This is a genomic window from Pseudomonas sp. R76 (genome assembly GCF_009834565.1).
Classification (GTDB): domain Bacteria; phylum Pseudomonadota; class Gammaproteobacteria; order Pseudomonadales; family Pseudomonadaceae; genus Aquipseudomonas.
The window spans coordinates 3,887,538-3,908,707 of the sequence record NZ_CP019428.1 but is presented as its reverse complement, the minus strand read 5'-3'; the positions used below and the strand labels follow the sequence as shown (position 1 = coordinate 3,908,707).

Genomic DNA, 21,170 nt, shown 5'->3' with positions numbered 1-21,170 from the left:
CCTTTATCCGCCAGCTTACGAAAGGCTGGACAGGTAGTCGTCGTAACCAAATTCACGAACCACCTCGACTGTACCGTCGAGTTGTTTCACTACGATGGACGGCATTTTCAGGCCGTTGAACCAGTTTTTCTTGACCATGGTGTAGCCCGCGGTGTCGATAAACGACAGCCGATCGCCGATGGCCAGCGGACGATCAAATTGGTATTCGCCGAAAATGTCCCCGGCCAGGCAGGATTTGCCGCACACCATGACGGTGTGTTCACCCTCGCTTGGCGCCAACTTGGCGTTGAGGCGGTAGATCAGCAGGTCCAGCAGGTGAGCTTCGATGGAGCTGTCGACCACGGCGAGGTTTTTGCCGTTGTAGAGAGTGTCGAGCACGGTGACTTCCAGCGAGGCGCTGTTGGTGATCGCCGCTTCGCCGGGTTCCAGATACACCTGCACGCCGTACTTTTCGGAGAACGCCTTCAACCGCGCGCAGAACGCGTCGATGGCATAGTCTTCACCGGTGAAGTGAATGCCGCCGCCGAGGCTGACCCACTTGACCTTGTGCAGCAGCGCACCGAAGCGCTCTTCGATGGTGCCGAGCATTTTGTCGAACAGGCTGAAGTCGCCGTTCTCGCAGTTGTTGTGGAACATGAAGCCTGTGATTTGCTCGATCACGCCTTCGATCTTCACCGGGTCCCATTCGCCCAAACGGCTGAAGGGGCGTGCCGGGTCGGCCAGCAGGTAGTCGGAGCTGCTCACCTGTGGGTTCACGCGCAGGCCACGGGTCTTGCCCTCGGAACGCTCGGCAAAACGCTGCAGCTGGCTGATCGAGTTGAAGATGATCTTGTCGCAGTTATCCAGCATCTCTTCGATTTCGTCGTCGGCCCAGGCCACGCTGTAGGCGTGTGCTTCACCTTCGAACTTCTGGCGGCCGAGCTTCAACTCATACAGCGACGACGAGGTGGTGCCGTCCATGTATTGCTGCATCAGGTCGAACACCGACCAGGTGGCGAAGCACTTGAGCGCCAGCAAAGCCTTGGCGCCGGACTGTTCGCGCACGTAAGCAATCTTCTGCATGTTGACCAGAAGTTTCTGTTTATCGATGAGGTAGTACGGCGTTTTGATCATTTTTGAGAGCCTGCGGCGGTGCCTGCCAAAAAAGGACACGCATTGTGCCCGCACTTGGATCAGATCGAAAGGTTCGTGGGCGGATTTTGCTGCGCCCGATTTTTAATCGTAGCGGCGAAGTATGACTATCTATGGGGATATCCCGGATCAGTGTGGGAGCTGTGTATCCGCGAAGGCGGTTTGTCAGTCACACGCTTTATAACTGCACCGCCGCATTCGCGAGCAAGCCCGCTCCCACATTTGGAGCTGTGTATCCGCGGACATAGCGCCACTAACTGCCGTAAAACTGTCATCACCTTAGCACTGGAATGCCATATTTGATCGCTACTGTCCTCGCCAATGAGATCGATCTCAAAGCGAGTGACAATGACCGACCTGAAAGACGTTGCGCAGCTGGCCGGGGTATCCCGTGCCACTGCCGCCCGCACCTTTGCCTCCCCCGACCAAGTGCGCCCGGCCACCCGTGAACAGGTGTTCGCCGCCGCCCGCGAGTTGGGCTTTCGGCCTAACTTGCTCGGCCGCCAGCTGCGCCTGCAAACCACCAACCTGATCGGCGTGGTGGTGCCCAACCTGCTCAACCCGGTGTTCGCCGAGCAGTTCCAGGCCATGGAGCGGGCCGCCCGACTGCGCGGCTACAGCCTGTTGCTGGCGACCACCGACTACAGCAGCGAGCGCGAAAGCATCGTGGTGGAAGAATTGCTGCGCCAGCGTGTGGATGGCCTGGTGCTGACGGTCACCGACGCCGAAAGCAACAGCGTGCTCAACAGCCTTGCCAACGAACAAACGCCGTTCGTGCTGGCCTATCACCAACCGAGCAACCCCAACTACAGCGCGGTGTCGGTCGACAACCGCGCCGGCATGGCCCTGGCCACGCGTTATCTGCTGGAAGCGGGGCACCGGCGCATCAGCATGGTCGCCGGCCCTGCGTTGCAGTCCGACCGCGCCCGGCTGCGCTACGCCGGTTATTGCGACGCGATGCGCGAGTACGGTCTTAGAAGCCGTGCCGTGATTGGAATGCCGGCCCACACCCAGGCCGAGTTCGCGGCAATCGAGCCGTTTCTGCAAGGCCCACAGGCGCCGACCGCGCTGGTGTGTTCCAACGATTTTCTCGCGATCAGCCTGATCGCCGAGCTGCGCCGCAACGCCTGGAATGTGCCCGAGCAACTCTCGGTGATGGGCTTTGACGGCATCGCCCTTGGCACCCAGATGCACCCGACGCTGTGCAGCGTGGTGCAGCCCATCGGCCTGTTGGCCAGCACTGTGATTGATCAACTGCTGGCGCAAATCGCCGGCAACGCTCCGATTTCCCATTGCCTGCCGTGCCATATCCGGCCCGGCGACAGCACTCAACCCCTTGAGGAGACACCTGATGCGCGCGTTCAGTAAAACCCTGGCAGCCGTGCTGCTGTGCGGCATGGCCAGCCTGGCCCAGGCCGCCGAAACCGCGATTTGATACAACTGCCCGCCGGACTGGGGCGACTGGGGCAGCCAACTCAAGGCCATCGCCGCCAGCACCGGCGTGCAAGTGCCGCTGGACAACAAAAACTCCGGCCAGTCCCTGGCGCAGTTGGTGGCCGAAAAGGCCGCCCCGGTGGCGGACGTGGTGTATTACGGCGTGACCTTCGGCCTACAGGCGCAAAAAGCCGAGGTGGTCGGCACCTACAAGCCCAAGGGCTGGGAGCAGATCCCCGCCGGTTTGAAAGACCCGGCCGGGCACTGGTTTGCGATCCACTCGGGCACCTTGGGCATCATGGTCAACGTTGATGCGCTGGGCGGCTTGCCGGTGCCGCAAAGCTGGGCTGACCTGCTCAAACCTGAATACAAAGGCATGGTCGGTTACCTCGACCCGTCCAGCGCCTTCGTCGGCTACGTCTCCGCCGTGGCGATCAACCGCGCCCTGGGTGGCGACCTGGATAACTTCGCCCCGGCCATCGACTACTTCCAGAAGCTGGCCAAAAACGCGCCCATCGTGCCCAAGCAAACCGCCTATGCGCGGGTGCTGTCCGGTGAGCTGCCGATCCTGGTGGACTACGACTTCAACGCCTACCGCGCCCGTTACAAGGACAACGCCAACATCGCGTTCGTGATCCCCAAAGAGGGCAGCATCAGCGTGCCGTACGTGATGAGCCTGGTGGCCAACGCGCCGCACCGCGCGAACGCCGAGAAGGTCCTCGATTTCGTGCTCTCTGATGAAGGCCAGGCGCTGTGGGCCAAGGCCTACCTGCGCCCGGTGCGCCCAATGAAAATGCCGGCCGACGTCGCCGCGCAGTTCCTGCCGGACAGTGATTACGCGCGTGCCGGTGTGGTGGACTACGAAAAAATGGCCGCCGTGCAGGAAGCCTTCGCCGCCCGTTACCTGAACGAGGTCAAGTAAGTGGCCACATCGGCAAAACAGGCCGCCTGGGCATTGGCCCCGGCGTTTGCGGTGCTGCTCGCGTTCTGGCTGTTGCCGCTGGCGCACCTGATGGTGCTCGGCGCCGAGAGCCGCGACAGCAACGGCAGCGGTTATTGGCAGGTGCTGAGCAGCGCGCAGTATTTGGGCAGCCTGGCGCAAACCTGTGTGCTGGCTGTTGTCGTGACGCTGGCGGCGTTGCTGATTGGCGGAATCAGTGGCGTGTTTCTCGCACGTCAGCAGTTCTTTGGCCGTTCGGCATTGGTGGCCTTGCTCACGTTTCCCCTGGCGTTTCCCGGCGTGGTGGTGGGCTTTCTGGTGATCCTGCTGGCCGGGCGCCAAGGCCTGTTTGCGGCCCTGGGCCTGCAACTGGCCGGTGAGCGCTGGGTCTTCGCCTACTCGCTGGCCGGGTTGTTTGTCGGCTACCTGTACTTCTCGATCCCACGGGTGATTCTCACGGTGATGGCCGCGTGCGAAAGCCTCGACCGCAGCCTTGAGGAAGCTGCGCATTCGTTGGGCGCAGGGCATTGGCGCGTGGTGTGCGATGTGATTGTTCCGGGCCTCGCTCCGGCATTGGCATCTTGCGGGGCGATTTGCTTTGCCACATCCATGGGCGCATTCGGCACGGCCTTTACCTTGGGCACGCGACTCAATGTCACCCCGGTGGCGATCTACAACGTGTTCACCAATTACGCCAACTTTGCCGTCGCCGCGGCACTGTCGGTGGTGCTCGGCGCGGTGACCTGGGCGGTGTTGCTGCTCACGCGCCGCCTGGTGAAAAACGCGGGGACCGTCCTGTGAAGCGCTCATCGCTGTTTGTGATGCAACTGCTGTTCACCTTGCTGGTGTGCGCCTTCATGTTGGTGCCGGTGTTGATGTCACTGCTGGCCGGGTTGACGCGTAACTTCTTCGTTGGCCTGTCCAGCGGCCTGACCTTCAACTGGCTGGTGCAGGTGTGGCAGGCCTATTCGCCGACCGTGTGGTTGTCGCTGCAACTGGCCGTGGCCTGTGCGGTGTGCGTCTGTGTGATCGGCGTACCGGCAGCCTATGCGCTGGTGCGGATGAACAACCGCTTCAGCCGTGCCTTCGAGGAACTGATGGTGCTGCCGGTGGCCATGCCGGGGCTGGCCAGTGCGCTGGCGTTGCTGCTGACTTATGGTCAGTTTGGCAGTTTCCGCAGCAGTTGGTTGTTCATCCTCGTCGGCCATGTGCTGTTCACCTTGCCGTTCCTCGTACGCCCGGTGATGGCGGTGATGCAACGCCAGCAACTGCCGGTGTTGGAGGAGGCCGCCGCCAGCCTTGGCGCCGGGCCGATCAAGCGCTTTTTCAGCGTGGTGGTGCCCAACTGCCGGGCCGGGATTCTCGCCGGTGTGCTGATGGTGGTGACCCTGAGCCTGGGTGAATTCAACCTGACCTGGATGCTCCACACGCCGATGACCAAGACGCTGCCCGTGGGCCTGGCCGACAGCTACGCCTCGGCGCGCCTGGAAATCGCCAGCGCCTACACCCTTATCTTTTTGCTGATGATCGTGCCGTTGCTGATTGCGCTGCAGGCCATCAGTGCCCGTTTGTCCCGTGGAGAGCGTCGATGACCGCTATCACTATCCGCCTGCAGGGCTGTCGCAAGGCATTCGCCGACGGCACCGTGGCCGTGCATGACCTGAACCTGACCGTCGAAGGCGGCGAAACCCTGGCGATTCTCGGCCCGTCCGGCTGTGGCAAAACCACCACTTTGCGCCTGATTGCGGGGCTGGAGCGCCCGGATGTGGGCCAAGTGTTTTTCGGTGACCAGGACGTCACCCGTCTGCCCATCGAGCGGCGTGATGTGGGCATGGTGTTCCAGAATTACGCGCTGTTTCCCAACCTGGACGTGGCCGGCAACATTGTCTACGGCTTGAAGATTCGCGGCGTTCCCGCGCCTGAGCGCAACAAGCGCTGCGAGGAATTATTGGAACTGGTGGGCTTGCAGCACCACGGCCAGCGCAGCATCCATGAACTCTCGGGCGGCCAGCGTCAGCGTTTGGCTTTGGCCCGCGCGCTCGCGCCGCGCCCCAAAGTGCTGTTGCTTGATGAGCCGTTGGCAGCCCTGGATGCGCAATTGCGCGAGCGCCTGCGCAGTGAGTTGGATCAACTGCTGCGCGGGCTTGGCATTACCTCGGTGTTCGTCACCCACGATCAGGGCGAAGCCATGGCCTTGGGCGACCGCATTCTGGTGATGGAGCAGGGGCGCGTGGCGCAACTGGCGAGCCCACGGGAAATCTACCAGCAACCGGCCAATGCATTCGTCGCAGGCTTCGTCGGCAACCTCAATGCCTTCACGGTTCTGGAGCGCAGCGCCCACGGCCTGAAAGTCTGCGGCGGTGAGCTGCCGTGGCACACCGCCGACTTACCGAGCACTGTCTACTGCCGCCCCGAACACTTGCGTGTCATGGAAGACGAAGGGCATTTGCACGGCCATCTGTTGGCGCAGTTCTTCCAGGGCGCGCAAAGCCGCCTGCTGGTGGATGTCGGCGGCCCGCAACCGTTGCTGGTGGACAGCAGCGACAACCAGCTGCACTGCGTCGGCGCGCCGATTGCCCTGGCGATTGCGCCGCACATGTTGTTCACCCTGAATACGTGAGTCTTTATTTTGAACCGTCCGTTTGTAGTTGCTCAAATCAGTGACCTGCACCTTAAAGCCGGCAACCGCCTCACCTATGGCGTGGTCGATACCCTGGGCGCGCTACGCCGCGCCGTCGACCATCTGAACGCCAGTTACCCACGCCCCGATATCGTGGTGATCAGCGGCGACCTGGTGGACTTCGGCCGTGCCGATGAATACGCCGTGCTGCACCCGGAATTGGCGCGCCTGCACATGCCGTGCTACCTGGTGCCCGGCAACCATGACACACGCGGGCCGTTGCTGGAGGCCTTCGCTGATCACGCCTATTTACCCGCGTCGGCAGACGGCCCGCTGGATTGGGTCGTGGATAAGCACCCGTTGCGGTTGATCGGTCTCGATTCGACCATTCCCGGTGGTCATGGCGGCCAACTGCTCGACAGCCAGTTGCAGTGGCTCGACGCGCAATTGGCACTGCGCCCCGAGGCCCCGACCTTGCTGATCCTGCATCACCCGCCGTTTATCAGCGGCATCGGCCATATGGACCGCGAGCCCTTTATCAACGCCGCCGCCCTGGAGCAAGTGGTCGCCCGCCACCCGCAAGTGGAACGGCTGTTGTGCGGGCACCTGCACCGGCCGATGCAACGGCGGTTCGGCGGCAGCCTGAGTTGTGTGTGCCCCGGCACCTCGCATCAGATCGTGCTCGACCTGCAAGACGCTGCGCCTGCGCATTTCAACCTGGAACCGGCGGGCTACTTGCTGCACCGCTGGGATGAGCAGCAGGGGTTGATCAGCCACAACGGCGTATTCGGGGATTACCCGGGTCCGTATCCGTTTTATGACGCTCATGGATTGATTGACTGAGGTTTTACGGAGGTTCACTTCACTCAACTAAGCACTTAAACGTTCGTTAACGCGGCGGCCAACCGAGTTTGGCCGCGTGCATCCTGCTGCCCTTTTTATGCGCCCGGAACTTGGATTCCGCGCCGGAGTTCGTCCTGATGAAAGCCACTTTGAATGCACTAAGCGTATTGACCGGCGGCCTGGGCATTGCCCTGAGCCCCTTGGCCTCGGCTGATTTCCTGAGCGACAGCACAGCCAACTTGAACATGCGCAACTTCTACTTCAATAACGACAACCGCGACGGCACTGCCGCACCGTCGAAGACCGAAGAGTGGGGCCAGGCGTTTATCCTCAACTACCAATCGGGCTTCACCGATGGCACCGTCGGCTTTGGTCTGGATGCGGTCGGCATGCTCGGCGTGACCCTCGACAGCGGCGCCGGCCGCCATGTGGGCAGCTCGATGATCCCCAACGATGACGGCAAGGCCGCCGACAGCTGGGCGCGCGGTGGTGCGACGGCCAAGGCGCGTTTTGCCAAGACCGAGCTGCGCTACGGTTACCTGCGTCCGAATCTGCCGATCCTGGTGAGCAACGATGGCCGCCTGTTGCCGCAATCCTTCGAAGGCGGGCAGATCACCAGCAAAGACATCGACAACCTGACCCTGATCGGCGGCCAGCTGCAACACACCACCGGCCGTGGCTCCAGCGACCGCAGCGGCCTGGCGGCGGCGGGCGGCACTCAAGAGAGCAATAAATTCAACTATGCAGGTTTGGATTACCAAGTGAACAAGGACCTGCTGGTCCAGTATTACTACGCCAACCTCGAAGACTATTACCAACAGCACTTTGCCGGTTTGATCCATGTATTGCCGTTGGGTGAGTACGGCTCATTGAAAACCGACCTGCGTTACTTCAATACCACTTCCGACGGCAAGAACAGCAGCGCCGCCGGGCGCGCAGAAGGCTATAAGTTCAGCGGCTATACCAAGAATGGCACCGGCGAAATCGACAACAACACCTGGAGCGCCGCGTTCATTTACTCGCTCGGCCCGCATGCGATCACGGCGGGCTATCAGCAAGTCTCCGACGACAGCAACTTCGCCCAACTCAACCAGGGCGGCCTGGTCAACAAAGGCGAGGGTGGCTCCAGCCTGTACCTCTACACCGACCGTACCGTGCAGACCTTCATCCAGGCCGGCGAACGCACCGCGTTTGCGCAATACGCCTACGACTTCGTCGCGCTGGGCCTGCCCGGCCTGAAGGCCTCGGTGATGTACTTGAAAGGCGACCACATCCTCACCACCGCCGGCAACACTGCCAGCGAGTGGGAACGGGACATCTCCCTGGATTACGTGGTGCAAAGCGGCACGTTCAAAAACGTCGGGTTCGGCTGGCGTAACGGCGTGTCGCGCAGCGAAGTGGCGCGGGACCAGGATCAGAATCGGGTGTTTGTGAGTTATTCGATTCCGTTGCTGTAAGGGCGGCGCCTCAACACTCTTGCTGTGGCGAGCGGGCTTGCCATACCAAGCCCGCTCGCCACAGTTGATCTTTATCGATCACGCCACGCGGTTTCTGCCTGCGCCCTTGGCTTCATACAATTGCATGTCCGCCCGCTTGAGCAGCGCCAGTGAATCACGGTCTGCAGGCTGAGCGATACTCACCCCAATACTCACCGTCACCTGGCCCACTGTCGGAAACTGTGCGGCCGCCACGGCCGCACGGATTTTTTCGGCGACCACGTCGGGGCTATCGGGTTCTTCGACTTCCGGCAGCAATACCGCAAATTCTTCACCGCCGTAACGCGCGACAAAGTCGGTGGCGCGGGTGGTGCTTTCGATCAGCGCCGCCAGTTGGCACAGCACGTCGTCGCCGACGGCGTGGCCATACGTGTCGTTGACGCGTTTGAAGTAGTCGGCGTCGATCAGCAGCAGGGCGAAGGCACGTCCGGTGCGCTGGAACAGCAGGCTGTTCTCGGCAAGTTTTTCGTCGAAGCGGCGGCGGTTGAAGACGCCGGTGAGGGCGTCGTGGGTGGCCAGTTTCAGCAGGTCGGCATTTGCCTGGGTGAGGTCGGCGGTGCGCTGGGCGACGGTGGCTTCCAGGGACGCGTTGGCGTCTTGCAGCTCGCGCTCTTTGCTGAGCAGTGACTGGGTCATGCTGCTGATGGATTGGCCCAACTGCGCGATTTCCAGCACCGAATGCTCTTGGGGGAAGACGGCGCCGGGCTTCTGGTCTTGCACTTGCTTGGCCGACCTGGCCAGGCGTTCGATGGGGCGGCTCAGGCTCGACGCCAGGTAGTACGCCACCAGCCCGAACACGATGGCGGCGAGCACGCCGAGCATCAGCAATTTATAGAGCAGCACCCGCGCCGGTTGCAGCGCGATGTCCAGCGGTTGGCGCACCACGATGTACCAGGACAGGTTGGCGTTCGAGGGGCTTGGCACAGCCACCGATGCGCTGACGTAACCGTTGCCGCTGGTCCAGCCCGACGGTGCGCGCAGGCTGGCGGGCGGCATTTGTTCCCCGGCCAGTATCTCGGGGTAAAGCACCTTGCCGTCGAAGTCGATGATCAGGGCTTCAATGTTGGACGTGGCGTCCTTTTGCATCACTGCCGAATCGACGATTTGCGTCACCCAACTCCAGTGCGCATGGGCACCGAGCACGCCAATGGTCTCGCCTTTGGCATTGCGAATCGGCGCGGCAAAGTCGATAAACCGCAACGGCTCGCCATTCGCCGCGCCCGGTAGCAGCTTGGCGAGCAACACGGCTTCGTGGGGATCGCCGGTGTATTCGCCCCGCATGCCTGCCTGGAACCAGGGCCGTTGCTGCACCGATTGATTCACCAGCAAGCCGTTGACCGCCTGGCGCACGCGGCCCTCGGCATCGGCCACGCCCATCCACGCGTACTCGGCGCGTGACTGGGTGCGCAGTTCCATCAGGGGCATTATGTCCGGCGCGTCCAGGTCCCCCTTGCGCAGCACCGGTGCCTTGCTCAGCAGCGACACTTCCAGTTGGCGCTCGCGCAACTGAACGGCCAATAGCGCGGCTGTCGAGCGCGCCGTGCCGAGCAGCGAATTGCCGCTGGCCTGCTTCATCTGCTCGGTGGCGATATGCCCGACATAAAAGCCCACGATCAACAGGGTGAGCAGTGATAAACCGGCAAACCATAAGGTCAGGTGACTGCGCAGGCTGGCTGTGATCATGGGGGCTCATTTTAGTGTTTATTTTGGCCCATGGTATGCGCAATGGATGGGGAACAGCCAGCGGCAGGCCACCAAGGCGCAACCACAAACGTACAAGATTCAACGCCACCCGCCTCAGTAGACTCGCCTGACTTCTTCTACTGCAGGTTCTCCATGGACATTTTCCTCTACGCCTTCAGCGTCATGTACAGCCCCGGTCCCGTGAATTTAATGGGTCTTAACGCTGGCCTCACCGGCAAGTTCCGTCGCTCCAGCGGGTTCTACTTCGGCGTGGGCTGCGCGATGCTGCTGATGTTCGTGCTGTTCGGCTACACCGGCGAGGCGATTATTTCCCAGGCAGCGTTGCCGTATATCTCACTGGTCGGCGGTGTTTACACGCTGTACCTGGCCTACCAAGTGTTCACGGCCCGCACGGTGGTTGAAGACGCTTCGAGCGCGCCGGTCAAGGCGCTCACGTTCTGGAATGGACTGGTGATTCAGTTGCTCAACCCAAAGGGCATCGTCGCGGTGTTGCCGATTACCAGTGTGATGTTGCCGGCGGCGCATATTACCGGGGCGTCCATTGCTGGCGTTTCAGCCCTGTTGGGGCTCGGCGCGGTCGGGGCGCCGTGGGTCTATGCCTTGCTGGGCGCGGTGCTGGGACGGCGGATCAACGGGGCGACGGCGTTTACTGTGTTCAACCGCTGCATGGGTTTGGCGCTGGCTGGCTGTGCGTATTTCATGTTTCACGCGTTCTATTTGCACATCACCGGCGCTTAGGTAAAGGGTGTGGGGCAGTATGTACCCCGAAACCAGGCGCCCGCGTTGTCTGTGCCACTCTGCGGCGCCTGTATTGGGGCTGCTTTGCAGCCCAGCGCGGGGCAAGCCCGCTCGCCACAAAATGCTTAATCAGCCACCTCAGGCGAGCCGGTCAAACCCCTTCAAGCGATACAGCAACACCGACGCCGCCCAACTGGCGATAAAGATGCCGATGATGATGTAGCCCAGCATCCCGAAACTGTCGTTCAGGCTGCCGATAAAGCCCCAGAAATGTCCCTTGAGTTCCAGCTGATCCGCGATCAGTCCCAGCGCCTCGATGCTGCCGATGATCACGGCCACTACCACCGACACCAAGGTGATGCTCATGTTGTAGTAGATCTTGCGGATCGGCTTCATGTACGCCCAGCCGTAAGCGCCGAGCATCAGGTGGCCGTCCAGCGTGTCCACCAGCGACATGCCGGCGCTGAACAGCAGCGGGAACACCATGATCGACCACGGCGACAAGCCCTGCGCCGCTTGCGTGGCGGAAATGCCCAGCAGGGCGATTTCGGTGGCGGTATCAAACCCCAGGCCGAACAGAAACCCCAACGGGTACAAGTGCCAACTGCGGCTGATCAGGCGAAACAGCGGGCGAAAGATGCGCGCCATAAAACCGCGACCAGCCAGCAGCAGGTCGAAATCCTCCTCGACGTAGGCGCCGCCCTGGCGCACGTGGCGCCAGGCTTTGTAGATTGAACGCAGGATCACCAGGTTCATCAACGCGATCACCAGCAGAAACAGCGCCGACACCGACGTGCCAATCACGCCGCCGACGGCCTTGAACGCCTCGAAATGCTCCTTCAGAGTAGCGGCGGTAAAGGCCACGGCAATCGAGGCCAGCACCACCACCGACGAATGCCCCAGTGAGAAAAAGAACCCCACGGCCACCGGGCGCTTTTGCTCTTGCATCAGCTTGCGGGTGGCGTTGTCGATGGCGGCGATATGGTCGGCGTCCACTGCGTGGCGCAGGCCGAAACTGTAGGCGAGCAGGGCGGTACCGAGTAACACCGGGTGCTCATGAAACGCCACCAGCGCCCAGAGCCAGGCGCCGATGTTTATGGCGATCAAGAGGCCATAAATGCCAAACAGCTTGCTGCGCACTTGGCTATTGGAATCACTGAAAATCTGGGCAAGACGGTGGATCATCAGGTAAACCCTATGTGCGGTGGCGCGACCGTTCCGACGCGGGAGCGGCTCCAGAGGGGAAACTTAATGGATTCTTATGGCGTCAATGATGAAATCTGCAGGGCATTCTCTGCGCAAAAGAGGGCGGTTAGGATGACGGGCATGAACGGGCAACCGGCCGAGTCGGTGATTGAGTTCTGGAAGCAGGCGGGGCCCAAGCGCTGGTTTGCCAAGGACGACGCCTTCGACGCGGCGTTTCGCGACACGTTCCACACCACGCACATGCAAGCCGCGCGTCGCGAGCTGGAAGGCTGGCTGGATACTGCGCACGGCGCGCTGGCCTTGCTGATTTTGCTGGATCAGTACCCGCGCAACGCCTTTCGCGGCACCGCGCATATGTTTGCCACCGACCCGCTGGCGCGCCTGTACGCGCAGCGCATGGTCGACGCCGGGCTGGACCAGTTGATCGAACCCGAGCTGCGCGCATTCTGTTATCTGCCGTTTGAACACTCGGAAGATCCGGCCGATCAACAGCGCTCGTTGGCCCTCAATCAGCACTTGGATGCCAGCACCTACCACTGGGCCAAGGAGCATGCCGCGATCATCGAGCGGTTTGGGCGCTTCCCGCATCGCAATGCGCTGTTGGCCCGCGTAACCACTGCACAAGAGCGTGAGTTTCTGGATAAAGGCGGTTTTGCCGGCTAAACCTGCGCCAGGCTTTCCCTGGCGCGGGCCGGGCGAAAACGCCGCAGGCCCTTGAGGTCGACCGCCCAGCGCAACGCTTCGGTGGCCGACGGGCGCGGGCCTTGGGTGATCGCGTGTTCATCTGTGGTGAGTGCACCCAGGTAGCCTTGGGCACCGCCGCGCTCGCTCCAGTAGTGGGTGTGGCTGAGCCATGAACGTGCGAGCCAGCCTTTGCCCTTGCCCACGGTCACCGGCAAATCCAGCACGCCTGCGCCCATCACCGGCTTGACCGGGCCGCCGACGATGTCGCCAAACAGGCCAAACGGCGCCGGGAAGTACAGGTTGGTCCAGCGCGTCACCGCAAACGCCGCCGCGTGGTGCAGGTAGTACGGCGTGAACGGCTGTTGGCCGAGCATCACTGGCTGGCGCGCATTGTAGCCGTAGCCTTTTTCGTCCTCGGTCGGCGGGCAGGCCGGGGCTTCGCGGCGTTCCATGCGCTTTTTGAAGTCACTCACGCTGCGGCCCAGCAACAGGCTGGCGTGGGCCATTGGGCTGCCGACGGTGACCAGATCCGTGATGCGCCATGGGTTGCCCAGGCCGCGCTGTTCGATAAAGGCTTCGGCCTGCTGCTCGCGAAACTTCAAGGTGCTGCCGAGGCTGCCGTCCAGCGCTGCGCCGGCTTTAGGCAGTGTGTCTTTGATCACCGGTTGCAACGCTTCGTGATCGGCATAGCGGCTGGCCAGTTCGCGATTGCTGGGGATGACCTTGGTCAGTTGATCGTGGTGTTCGTGCCAGAGGTAGCCGACGATATCGTAGGCAATCACACTGCCCAGGCTGTGGCCGACCACGATGATGCGGTCGTAGTCGCCCTTATTGTGCAGCGCGCGCAGCAAGGCCACGCCGTCGGCGCGAATCTGCTCACGCACCACCACGTTCTGCGGGTTGGGGCTGAGGTATCGCGCGGCGTCGCCCAGGTAGGACAGTGCGGAATAGCGCAGCCCCAGGCCGATGGCGGCCAGCAGCAGCGGCACCAGTGCGAAGGGGTTGTCGGTGTGCTCGAACTGGCCCCAGGCGGTCGCGAGGGTGCCGCTGGCAATCAGCACCAACAGCAGCATCACGGCCCAGCGTGTGGTGCGCCAGATCGGCACGATAGCCTCCGGGATGTCGTGACGGGGGCGCTTGAAAATGTCCCAGAGCCAACCGAGCAAGTGGCCGACTTTTGTGCCTTGCATCTTGTGCGCCCAGTAGTACTCGTAGAAATCCGTGCTGGTGCGGCCTGACGACTTCAATACGCGCAGGTCAAAATTGCGCGACAACCTGTCCGGCTTGCTCCAATACAGGGGAGTGCCGCCTTGCGTGTCGGCGGCAATCATTGCATCCACAAAGCCATGCAGGGTGTCCATCGGGCGCTGCTCGCCGATCCCGTGAATGACGACAACTGCTTGTTTCATAAGCTGATCTTTCCTTGAACGCTTCGAATGGCGGGGCGTGTTCGCAGACTAGCGAATCGCTACGATATTGCCACTATCGGGGCTATTCCCGCCAGGAATGGCCCCATAAAAAACCGCCATTGTCTTTATTGCCGTGCATCTCGTAGCGTGGGTTTTCACCCAAGGAGACCCGCCATGCCCCCGAGCCCGTTACGCCTCTATGTGGATGCCCAGTTCACCAGCCCCTACGCCATGTCCGTGTTCGTGACCCTGCGTGAGAAAGGCCTGGCGTTCGACACGCTCACCCTCGACCTGGACGCCGCACACAACCAGGCCACCGACTACGCCCAACTGTCCCTGACCCAGCGCGTGCCGACGTTGGTGGAGGGCGACTTTGCACTGTCGGAATCTTCGGCGATCTGCGAATACCTGGACGAGGTGTATCCCCACACAGCGGTCTACCCGAAAGACCCAAAGCAGCGGGCGAGGGCGCGCCAGGTGCAGGCGTGGTTGCGCAGCGATTTGCTGCCGATTCGCCAGGAGCGCTCGACGCTGGTGGTGTTCTACGGCCAGAAGATGCCGCCATTGTCTTCTGCGGCCGAAGTGGCGGCGGGCAAGTTGATCGCTGCGGCGCAAGCGTTGCTGGTAGGTGATCAGGACTACCTGTTCGGCGAGTGGTCGATTGCCGACGTGGACCTGGCGGTGATGCTCAATCGCTTGATCCTCAACGGTGACAGCGTACCGGCCGAGTTGGTCGCCTATGCCCGGCGTCAGTGGCAGCGGCCGTCCGTGCAGGCATGGGTCAACCTGCAACGCCCGGCGTTGTAAGCCGACCATTCATCTTCTGCTTAAGGTGACGCGCTTGACAGCCGTCACTCGGCGGGCAAATACTCAGCGCATATTCATATATATGACTAAATAACAAAGTGAATGTGCCCCATGAATACGCTGTCCAGTGATGCCCGCCTGCCGCTTTATCAACGCCTGCGCGACCACTTGGTTGAGCAGATCGCCAACAATCGCTGGCGCCCCGGTGAAGCCATCCCGACTGAAGCGGTGCTGTCCGCCGAGTACGAACTGTCCACCGGCACCGTACGCAAGGCGGTGGATGCGCTGGTGAGCGAAGGCATCCTTGAGCGTCAGCAGGGCCGCGGTACGTTTGTGCGCCGGCCGCAATTTCAATCCTCGCTGTTCCGGTTTTTCCGCTTTCAGGGCCCCTCTGGCGAACGCCAGGTGCCGGAGAGCCGCATCCTTTCGATTGAATCCCTGGCCGCGCCCTCGGCGGTGAGTGAAGCATTGGGCCTGGCGCCCGACGCACAGGTGATTCGCATCGTGCGTACACGGTTGCTGGAGGTGCAGCCGCTGCTGGCCGAAGAAATCTGGCTGCCGCGCACGCGTTTCCAGGCCTTGCTCGACATCGACCTGGCGCAGCAAGGGCCGTTGCTTTATCCGATTTATGAAAGTGTTTGCGGGCAAGTGGTGGCCTCCGCCGAGGAGACCCTCACCGCCGAAGCCGTCAACGATGTGTACGCGCGCCTGTTGCAGGTGCCGGTGCACAGCCCGGTGGTGGTGATTGAACGGCTGGCCCGCGATTACGCCGGGCAACCGCTGGAGTGGCGACGCTCGCGTGGGCATGCCGAGCACTTCCGTTACCGCGTGGATATTCGCTGACGCGTGGGCGGGCCACGGCTCGCCCCACTTCCTAATGTTTGCCACCCCTGGCCCTGCTGCGGCGCGGTTCGCGTTCGGCTGCCTTGCGTTTGACCTATAAGGATAAGAAATCATGTTCAGTTGGTATCGCCAAGTCACTCCTCGCGAGCGCAAAACGTTTTGGGCCTGCTTCGGCGGCTGGTCACTCGACGCACTGGAAGTGCAAATGTTCGGCCTGGCGATTCCGGCACTGATTGCCGCGTTTGCCTTGACCAAGGGCGATGCGGGGTTGATCAGCGGTGTCACGCTGATCACCTCGGCCATCGGCGGCTGGGTCGGCGGCACGCTGTCCGACCGCTACGGCCGCGTGCGCACCTTGCAATGGATGATTGTGTGGTTTTCGTTCTTCACGTTTTTGTCGGCGTTTGTCACCGGCTTCAACCAGTTGCTGATCGTCAAGGCGCTGCAGGGCTTCGGCATCGGCGGCGAGTGGGCGGCGGGCGCAGTGTTGATGGCCGAAACCATCAACCCGAAGTATCGCGGCAAGGTCATGGGCACGGTGCAAAGCGCCTGGGCCGTGGGCTGGGGCGTGGCGGTCGGGGTGTTTGCGCTGATCTATTCGTTTGTGCCCCAGGACATGGCCTGGCGAGTGATGTTCGTGGTCGGCTTGTTGCCGGCATTCCTGATCATCTGGGTGCGGCGCAATGTCGAGGAGCCTGACAGCTTCCAGCGCCTGCAAAAAGAACAGGCAATCCCGCAGAGCTTCTTCAAGTCCCTGGCCGGCATTTTTCGCCCTGAATTGATCCGCGTCACGCTGTTTGGCGGCTTGCTCGGCCTGGGCGCCCACGGCGGCTACCACGCGGTGATGACCTGGCTGCCGACCTTTCTCAAGACCGAGCGCAACCTGTCGGTGCTTAATTCCGGTGGCTACCTGGCGGTGATCATCTTCGCGTTCTGGTGTGGCTGCGTGGTCAGTGGTTTGCTGATCGACCGCATTGGCCGACGCAAGAATATCGTGCTGTTTGCGCTGTGCTGCGTGGTCACCGTGCAGGCCTATGTGTTCCTGCCGCTGACCAATACCCAGATGCTCTTCCTCGGTTTCCCGCTGGGCTTTTTCGCGGCAGGTATTCCCGCCAGCCTGGGGGCGCTGTTCAACGAGTTGTACCCGGCAGACGTACGCGGTGCCGGCGTGGGTTTTTGCTACAACTTCGGGCGCGTGTTGTCCGCCGTGTTCCCGTTTCTGGTGGGGCATATGAGTGACTCGATGTCCCTGGGCTCGGCGATTGGCATTGATGCCGGGATTGCCTACGGCGTCGCGGTGATTGCCGCCTTGTGCCTGCCGGAAACCCGTGGCCGTGCCCTCGAAGCCGCGCCTGCCGACTGTGCCCCGGTTGGCCAGCGTGCCCAGGCTTGAACTTCTTTTTTGGTGAACGATAAAACCATGCTTGATAACCGCACCCTCACTGGCATCGACGCTCATGCCCATGTGTTCAGCCACACGCTGACCCTCGCCGGCGGGCGCCGCTACACGCCGGGTTACGACGCCACACTGGCCGAATACCTCGAGCATCTGCACGCCAATGGTTTGAGCCATGGTGTTTTGGTGCAGCCGAGTTTTCTTGGCACTGACAACCGCTATCTGCTGGCCGCTTTGCAGCAGGCGCCTGACCGGTTGCGCGGGGTAGTGGTGGTTGACCGGCAGGTAGCGCCCGAGACCTTGCAGGCCATGGCTCGCCAGGGTGTGGTCGGGGTGCGGTTGAACCTGGTGGGGCAGCCGCTGCCGGACTTCGCCGAGCCGGGCTGGGCGGTGTTTTTCCAGCGGTTAGTCGAGCTGGGTTGGCATGTGGAGCTGCACCGCGAGCTGGACGACCTGCCGCACCTGGTGCGCCAGCTGTTGCCATTCGGGGTCAAGCTGGTGATTGATCACTTCGGGCGCCCGGATGCGCGGCGCGGCGTTGACCAGCCCGCGTTCGGCGAATTGCTGGCATTGGGCGCAAGCGGGCAGGTGTGGCTGAAGGTTTCGGGCATCTACCGCTTGGCCGGCACCCCAGAGCAAAACCTTGAGTTTGCCCGTGCGGCCATGCCCTTGCTGGCGCAGAGCTTTGGCCTTGAGCGCCTGGTGTGGGGCAGTGACTGGCCGCATACCCAGCACGAAAACCGTATCAGCTATGCGAGCGTGGTGGAGCAACGCCAGGCGCTGGGTTTTTCGAAGTCGGTGCAGCAGGCTTTGCTGATCGACACGCCCAGCCGGTTATTCGGCTTCGAGCACGTGTAGCGAAGCCTGTTCCACACGCCGGTCGAGGTCTTCCCAATCTGCCATTCCGAGAACCCGTGTGGTGTTCAAGCCGCGCAGGTAACCGCGCAATTGCTGGGCGCTGGCGTAGCGCTGGTCGGCATCGGCGGCTGCGTCCTGCAGCACGTTTTCATAGTCGACCAGGTAATCGGCGACCCGCTCGCGAAACTCCGGCAAAACAGCTTCGCGGATGCGGTCGAAGATTTTCTGGTGGGGCTTCATGGCAAGGTCCTTATAGTTTTATAGAGATCGCTATTCCCGACACTATCGGTTCAAATGATAGTCACCATCAAGGATCACAAGTTCTGTTTTTGTGCCAAAGGCGGACAATCCCCCCATCGAGACGCTGTTCAAGGAAATGCGCGATGAGGACGATAATCCAACTGGGTTTAATGATGCTGATGCTCGGCACTGCGGTGCTGGCCAACCCGGCAATTGCTGATGATCTGCGTACGGGCCATTTGCTGCCACTCGTCGGTAGCGTAGACTCCCTGCAGCACGTGCAGTCGGTGGGTGTGTTGTACAGCGAAAAGACCCGCGACAACCTCAGTTACCTTGAACGCTACCACGCCATGGCCATGAACGGCGCCAAGGATGCCCTTGACGGGCGCATCCGCGAGGCGTTCGTCAACAGTTCCGACCCGGAGCTGGCAATTGATTGGTTGATGAATTCATTGCAGGGCACTTTTCCTGTCGTCACGGTCTATAGCAGCCTGGATGAACTGGTGCAGGCTCACCCCGATGTGGTGGTGATGCTCGATACCCATAACCAACTGCTGACCCAGCGTAACGACGTGGTCGAGGCGCGCTTTGTTGCACGGTTCTATGATGCGGACCTGCAATACATCGCCAAGGCCGAAGGTTCGGTGCACAAGCAGGTGCCGTCGGTGTGGGTGCACGACAAAGCGGCCCCGGAAATTGCCGCGCAGATTGAACAGCAACGTGATGTGCAGCTTGATGCGTTGAAGCAGTTCGACGCATCGCTCAAGGCCCTGGTCCGCGCCGGATGATGTGCGGATCGATGTGAACCCTATTGGTTATTTTCAGGAATGTTTATGCGCTCTTTTTTCGTCCCGGCCCTGGCTTTTGCTTCTTTGTTGTTGACCGGTTGTATCACTGCTCCCAACGCTCCGACCTTGACGCTGCAAACGGACAAGTCGCCCGAAAGCTACGTGCAATGCGTACTGCCCAAGCTTGAAAAACACGGCATTTCCTCGACTGTGACGCAGAACTCGCGTCACGCCAAGGTGGTGTTGACCAGCAAGATTGCCGCCGATGACGTGCTGGAGGCCTACAAGTCCCAGGACGGCACCAAAGTCTTCCTGTACGAGCGCAAGCCGCTGGCCTCGGCGATCAAGCCGTCGCGGCTGGAAATGTCGGCGCAGGACTGCAAGTAGTCCCAGGCTACTCAACTCTTCTGTGGGAGCTGGCTTGCCTGCGATGGCGGTGTATCAGTGGATAAATTCACCGACTGACACGCTGCTATCGCGGGCAAGCCCGCTCCCACATGATGATCCATGTGCGGCCTAGGGCTTCGCTTCGCTGCTGAAGCTGTTCACGGTCTTGACCAGCCCTTGAGCCGCCAACGCCACCAACTCACCGCCTTTTTCCACCGTCGCCAGGGCCGGGTCCGACCCCATGCGCCCGTCGGGGAAGCGTGCGCGGAAGTCCAGCGCTTCGCGAATTGGCCCGGTGTTGGCAATTTGGGGTGAATACTCGGCAGACTTGATCGAATCCGCGTACGCCCACTGCGTCACTGCAATTTCCGACGGCGTGGCATGGCTGCCGTGGCCGACCGGGAATTGGCGTTGAGCCAGGTCGGTGACGCCTTCCAGATCCCACCAGTTCACCAGCTTCAGCGCGAAACCGGCCGGGCGGCGGGCGAAGCTGGCCTCGGCGTACAGCTCGGAGAACGCCGCCTCAATGGTGGCGATATTGCCGCCGTGGCCGTTCAGAAACAGGATCTTGTCGAAACCATGCCCGGCCAGCGAACGCACCCAGTCGCCAATCGCGGCGATAAAGGTGGAAGGGCGCAGCGAAATGGTGCCGGGAAAACCCAAATGATGCTGGGCCATGCCGATATTGAAGGTCGGGCCGATCAGGATGTCGGCGTTCTTCTGCGCCTCATGGGCAATGATCTCCGGGCACATCCAGTCAGTGCCCAGCAGGCCGGTGGGGCCATGTTGTTCGTTGGAGCCGATGGGAATCACCACCGTGCGGCTGCGTTCCAGAAACTGCCCGATCTCGATCCAGGTGGAGTGGTGTAGAAGCATGCGACGCTCTCTTTTATCTGTGGGGACAGGCTAACCACCACGGATTGTACGACTACTCGCCACCTGTTGGGGCTTGCAATTGAGATAGGTTGAGGACTTCAACCAATGCTGGTCCGGATACCAGGAAAACATGAACTGCCCATCCTTGAGCTTGTCCACCACCTGGCGCGCCACCTGCGGGCGTACAGCCGGGCAACCCTGGCTGCGGCCGATGCGGCCTTCGCGCTTGCTCCATAAGGGGCTTACGTAGTCGGCGGCGTGAATGACCAGTGCGCGGTCGCGGGCCTGATCATTGAAACCTGGCTCCAGGCCGTCCATGCGCAACGAGTAGCCGTGGGTGCCGAGGTAGCTTTCCTGGGTGCGGAACAAGCCCAGGCTGGACTGGTGGCTGCCTTCACGATTGGAAAATTGGGTGGCGAAGTTTTCCCCGGATTTTGCCCCGTGGGCCACCAGGTCGCGCAGCACCAAGGTCTTTTTGCGTAGGTCAAAGATCCACAGCCGACGAGCGGTCGAGGGTTGGGAGTAGTCAATAACCGCCAGGCGTTCTGAGCGTTCCTCGCCATTATTGACCGCGCACTGCACGGCGTTCAGGGCGCTTTTCAGCACGGTGGGATTGAGTTCTGGAGCCGAGCGCGCCAGGCTGCTATACAAGTTAGGAGTATTCCCATTGGCGGCGAGCGCAAAATTGCTCAGCGCGGCCAGGGTGACGGTGATCAAACCGAAGCGGCACATGAAAGTCAGCATCTACAAAACGTCCCCCGCTGTGGATT

Annotated in this window: 21 protein-coding genes and 1 pseudogene; 15 read left to right on the top strand and 7 right to left on the bottom strand. The window is 61.6% G+C overall.

Annotated features, from left to right (window positions below; all coding sequences use genetic code 11):
* Nucleotides 1-15: 15 nt before the first annotated feature.
* Nucleotides 16-1,113, bottom strand: a complete 1,098-nt coding sequence (locus PspR76_RS17420; protein WP_159957218.1) for a carboxynorspermidine decarboxylase — start codon at nt 1,111-1,113, stop codon at nt 16-18.
* A gap of 366 nt (nt 1,114-1,479) precedes the next feature.
* Between PspR76_RS17420 and PspR76_RS17415 the strand changes: the two genes are divergently transcribed.
* The 7 genes and pseudogenes from PspR76_RS17415 (at nt 1,480) to PspR76_RS17385 (ending at nt 8,425) form a co-directional block, all read left to right on the top strand.
* Nucleotides 1,480-2,499 carry a LacI family DNA-binding transcriptional regulator gene (locus PspR76_RS17415; RefSeq protein ID WP_159957216.1) on the top strand — a complete coding sequence of 340 codons (1,020 nt, stop codon included), beginning with the start codon at nt 1,480-1,482 and terminating at the stop codon, nt 2,497-2,499.
* A pseudogene (locus PspR76_RS17410) lies at nt 2,483-3,487 on the top strand (ABC transporter substrate-binding protein). The gene PspR76_RS17415 and the pseudogene PspR76_RS17410 overlap by 17 nt, the downstream one beginning before the upstream one ends.
* Nucleotides 3,488-4,306 (top strand): ABC transporter permease, encoded by an 819-nt coding sequence (locus PspR76_RS17405; protein ID WP_159957214.1) that lies wholly within the window; start codon nt 3,488-3,490, stop codon nt 4,304-4,306.
* Complete coding sequence (locus tag PspR76_RS17400; RefSeq protein WP_159957212.1) at nt 4,303-5,097, top strand: ABC transporter permease; 795 nt, start codon at nt 4,303-4,305, stop codon at nt 5,095-5,097. The genes PspR76_RS17405 and PspR76_RS17400 overlap by 4 nt, the downstream gene beginning before the upstream one ends.
* Nucleotides 5,094-6,125 carry an ABC transporter ATP-binding protein gene (locus PspR76_RS17395; RefSeq protein WP_159957210.1) on the top strand — a complete coding sequence of 344 codons (1,032 nt, stop codon included), beginning with the start codon at nt 5,094-5,096 and terminating at the stop codon, nt 6,123-6,125. The genes PspR76_RS17400 and PspR76_RS17395 overlap by 4 nt, the downstream gene beginning before the upstream one ends.
* Before the next feature lie 9 nt (nt 6,126-6,134).
* Entirely contained in the window at nt 6,135-6,968 is an 834-nt protein-coding gene (locus PspR76_RS17390) for a phosphodiesterase (protein WP_159957208.1), read from the top strand.
* A 137-nt stretch (nt 6,969-7,105) separates the two neighbouring features.
* The gene (locus PspR76_RS17385) at nt 7,106-8,425 is read left to right on the top strand and encodes an OprD family porin (RefSeq protein WP_159957206.1); all 1,320 of its coding nucleotides are present in this window, start codon (nt 7,106-7,108) and stop codon (nt 8,423-8,425) included.
* A gap of 78 nt (nt 8,426-8,503) precedes the next feature.
* Here the strand turns inward: PspR76_RS17385 and PspR76_RS17380 are convergent, their stop codons facing one another.
* The gene (locus PspR76_RS17380) at nt 8,504-10,147 is read right to left on the bottom strand and encodes a sensor domain-containing diguanylate cyclase (RefSeq protein WP_159957204.1); all 1,644 of its coding nucleotides are present in this window, start codon (nt 10,145-10,147) and stop codon (nt 8,504-8,506) included.
* Between the two features lie 153 nt (nt 10,148-10,300).
* Between PspR76_RS17380 and PspR76_RS17375 the strand changes: the two genes are divergently transcribed.
* A complete protein-coding gene (locus tag PspR76_RS17375; RefSeq protein WP_159957203.1) occupies nt 10,301-10,906 on the top strand; it encodes a LysE family translocator in 606 nt (201 codons plus the stop codon).
* Nucleotides 10,907-11,044: 138 nt separating this feature from the next.
* On the opposite strand, the gene PspR76_RS17370 is transcribed toward PspR76_RS17375, so the two are convergent.
* Entirely contained in the window at nt 11,045-12,091 is a 1,047-nt protein-coding gene (locus PspR76_RS17370; RefSeq protein ID WP_159957202.1) for a HoxN/HupN/NixA family nickel/cobalt transporter, read from the bottom strand.
* Nucleotides 12,092-12,232: 141 nt separating this feature from the next.
* Between PspR76_RS17370 and PspR76_RS17365 the strand changes: the two genes are divergently transcribed.
* Nucleotides 12,233-12,775, top strand: coding sequence for a DUF924 family protein (locus PspR76_RS17365; RefSeq protein ID WP_159957201.1), 543 nt, complete (start codon nt 12,233-12,235; stop codon nt 12,773-12,775).
* Here PspR76_RS17365 and PspR76_RS17360 read toward each other — a convergent pair.
* On the bottom strand, nt 12,772-14,205 hold the full coding sequence (locus tag PspR76_RS17360; RefSeq protein ID WP_159957200.1) for a hypothetical protein: 1,434 nt from the start codon (nt 14,203-14,205) through the stop codon (nt 12,772-12,774). The genes PspR76_RS17365 and PspR76_RS17360 overlap by 4 nt on opposite strands.
* Before the next feature lie 174 nt (nt 14,206-14,379).
* Here PspR76_RS17360 and yfcF point away from each other — a divergent pair, with 174 nt between their 5' ends.
* From yfcF to PspR76_RS17340, 4 genes are all read left to right on the top strand, one after another.
* Complete coding sequence (gene yfcF / locus PspR76_RS17355) at nt 14,380-15,012, top strand: glutathione transferase (RefSeq protein ID WP_159957199.1); 633 nt, start codon at nt 14,380-14,382, stop codon at nt 15,010-15,012.
* 111 nt (nt 15,013-15,123) lie between these two features.
* Nucleotides 15,124-15,855, top strand: coding sequence for a GntR family transcriptional regulator (locus PspR76_RS17350; protein WP_159957198.1), 732 nt, complete (start codon nt 15,124-15,126; stop codon nt 15,853-15,855).
* Nucleotides 15,856-15,967: 112 nt separating this feature from the next.
* Nucleotides 15,968-17,248: an MFS transporter gene (locus PspR76_RS17345; RefSeq protein WP_159957197.1), complete on the top strand. Its 1,281-nt coding sequence runs from the start codon at nt 15,968-15,970 to the stop codon at nt 17,246-17,248.
* A gap of 27 nt (nt 17,249-17,275) precedes the next feature.
* Nucleotides 17,276-18,109, top strand: coding sequence for an amidohydrolase family protein (locus tag PspR76_RS17340; RefSeq protein ID WP_159957196.1), 834 nt, complete (start codon nt 17,276-17,278; stop codon nt 18,107-18,109).
* On the opposite strand, the gene PspR76_RS17335 is transcribed toward PspR76_RS17340, so the two are convergent.
* A complete protein-coding gene (locus PspR76_RS17335) occupies nt 18,086-18,349 on the bottom strand; it encodes a hypothetical protein (RefSeq protein ID WP_159957194.1) in 264 nt (87 codons plus the stop codon). The genes PspR76_RS17340 and PspR76_RS17335 overlap by 24 nt on opposite strands.
* Before the next feature lie 143 nt (nt 18,350-18,492).
* Between PspR76_RS17335 and PspR76_RS17330 the strand changes: the two genes are divergently transcribed.
* Both PspR76_RS17330 and PspR76_RS17325 read left to right on the top strand, forming a co-directional pair.
* On the top strand, nt 18,493-19,137 hold the full coding sequence (locus PspR76_RS17330) for an ATPase (RefSeq protein ID WP_159957192.1): 645 nt from the start codon (nt 18,493-18,495) through the stop codon (nt 19,135-19,137).
* Between the two features lie 45 nt (nt 19,138-19,182).
* Nucleotides 19,183-19,524 carry a hypothetical protein gene (locus PspR76_RS17325; protein ID WP_159957190.1) on the top strand — a complete coding sequence of 114 codons (342 nt, stop codon included), beginning with the start codon at nt 19,183-19,185 and terminating at the stop codon, nt 19,522-19,524.
* A gap of 129 nt (nt 19,525-19,653) precedes the next feature.
* On the opposite strand, the gene PspR76_RS17320 is transcribed toward PspR76_RS17325, so the two are convergent.
* Entirely contained in the window at nt 19,654-20,400 is a 747-nt protein-coding gene (locus tag PspR76_RS17320; RefSeq protein ID WP_159957188.1) for a creatininase family protein, read from the bottom strand.
* Between the two features lie 30 nt (nt 20,401-20,430).
* Complete coding sequence (locus PspR76_RS17315; protein WP_159957186.1) at nt 20,431-21,144, bottom strand: murein L,D-transpeptidase catalytic domain family protein; 714 nt, start codon at nt 21,142-21,144, stop codon at nt 20,431-20,433.
* Between the last annotated feature and the right edge of the window lie 26 nt (nt 21,145-21,170).

Bases quoted from the DNA above. Each gene is read 5' to 3' on its own strand.
- PspR76_RS17380 (WP_159957204.1), bottom strand. From the start codon at position 10,147: ATGATCACAGCCAGCCTGCGCAGTCACCTGACCTTATGGTTTGCCGGT.
- yfcF (WP_159957199.1), top strand. From the start codon at position 14,380: ATGCCCCCGAGCCCGTTACGCCTCTATGTGGATGCCCAGTTCACCAGC.
- PspR76_RS17375 (WP_159957203.1), top strand. From the start codon at position 10,301: ATGGACATTTTCCTCTACGCCTTCAGCGTCATGTACAGCCCCGGTCCC.
- PspR76_RS17365 (WP_159957201.1), top strand. From the start codon at position 12,233: ATGAACGGGCAACCGGCCGAGTCGGTGATTGAGTTCTGGAAGCAGGCG.
- PspR76_RS17385 (WP_159957206.1), top strand. From the start codon at position 7,106: ATGAAAGCCACTTTGAATGCACTAAGCGTATTGACCGGCGGCCTGGGC.
- PspR76_RS17360 (WP_159957200.1), bottom strand. From the start codon at position 14,205: ATGAAACAAGCAGTTGTCGTCATTCACGGGATCGGCGAGCAGCGCCCG.
- PspR76_RS17370 (WP_159957202.1), bottom strand. From the start codon at position 12,091: ATGATCCACCGTCTTGCCCAGATTTTCAGTGATTCCAATAGCCAAGTG.
- PspR76_RS17320 (WP_159957188.1), bottom strand. From the start codon at position 20,400: ATGCTTCTACACCACTCCACCTGGATCGAGATCGGGCAGTTTCTGGAA.
- PspR76_RS17345 (WP_159957197.1), top strand. From the start codon at position 15,968: ATGTTCAGTTGGTATCGCCAAGTCACTCCTCGCGAGCGCAAAACGTTT.
- PspR76_RS17330 (WP_159957192.1), top strand. From the start codon at position 18,493: ATGAGGACGATAATCCAACTGGGTTTAATGATGCTGATGCTCGGCACT.
- PspR76_RS17415 (WP_159957216.1), top strand. From the start codon at position 1,480: ATGACCGACCTGAAAGACGTTGCGCAGCTGGCCGGGGTATCCCGTGCC.
- PspR76_RS17315 (WP_159957186.1), bottom strand. From the start codon at position 21,144: ATGCTGACTTTCATGTGCCGCTTCGGTTTGATCACCGTCACCCTGGCC.
- PspR76_RS17395 (WP_159957210.1), top strand. From the start codon at position 5,094: ATGACCGCTATCACTATCCGCCTGCAGGGCTGTCGCAAGGCATTCGCC.
- PspR76_RS17335 (WP_159957194.1), bottom strand. From the start codon at position 18,349: ATGAAGCCCCACCAGAAAATCTTCGACCGCATCCGCGAAGCTGTTTTG.
- PspR76_RS17350 (WP_159957198.1), top strand. From the start codon at position 15,124: ATGAATACGCTGTCCAGTGATGCCCGCCTGCCGCTTTATCAACGCCTG.
- PspR76_RS17420 (WP_159957218.1), bottom strand. From the start codon at position 1,113: ATGATCAAAACGCCGTACTACCTCATCGATAAACAGAAACTTCTGGTC.
- PspR76_RS17340 (WP_159957196.1), top strand. From the start codon at position 17,276: ATGCTTGATAACCGCACCCTCACTGGCATCGACGCTCATGCCCATGTG.
- PspR76_RS17325 (WP_159957190.1), top strand. From the start codon at position 19,183: ATGCGCTCTTTTTTCGTCCCGGCCCTGGCTTTTGCTTCTTTGTTGTTG.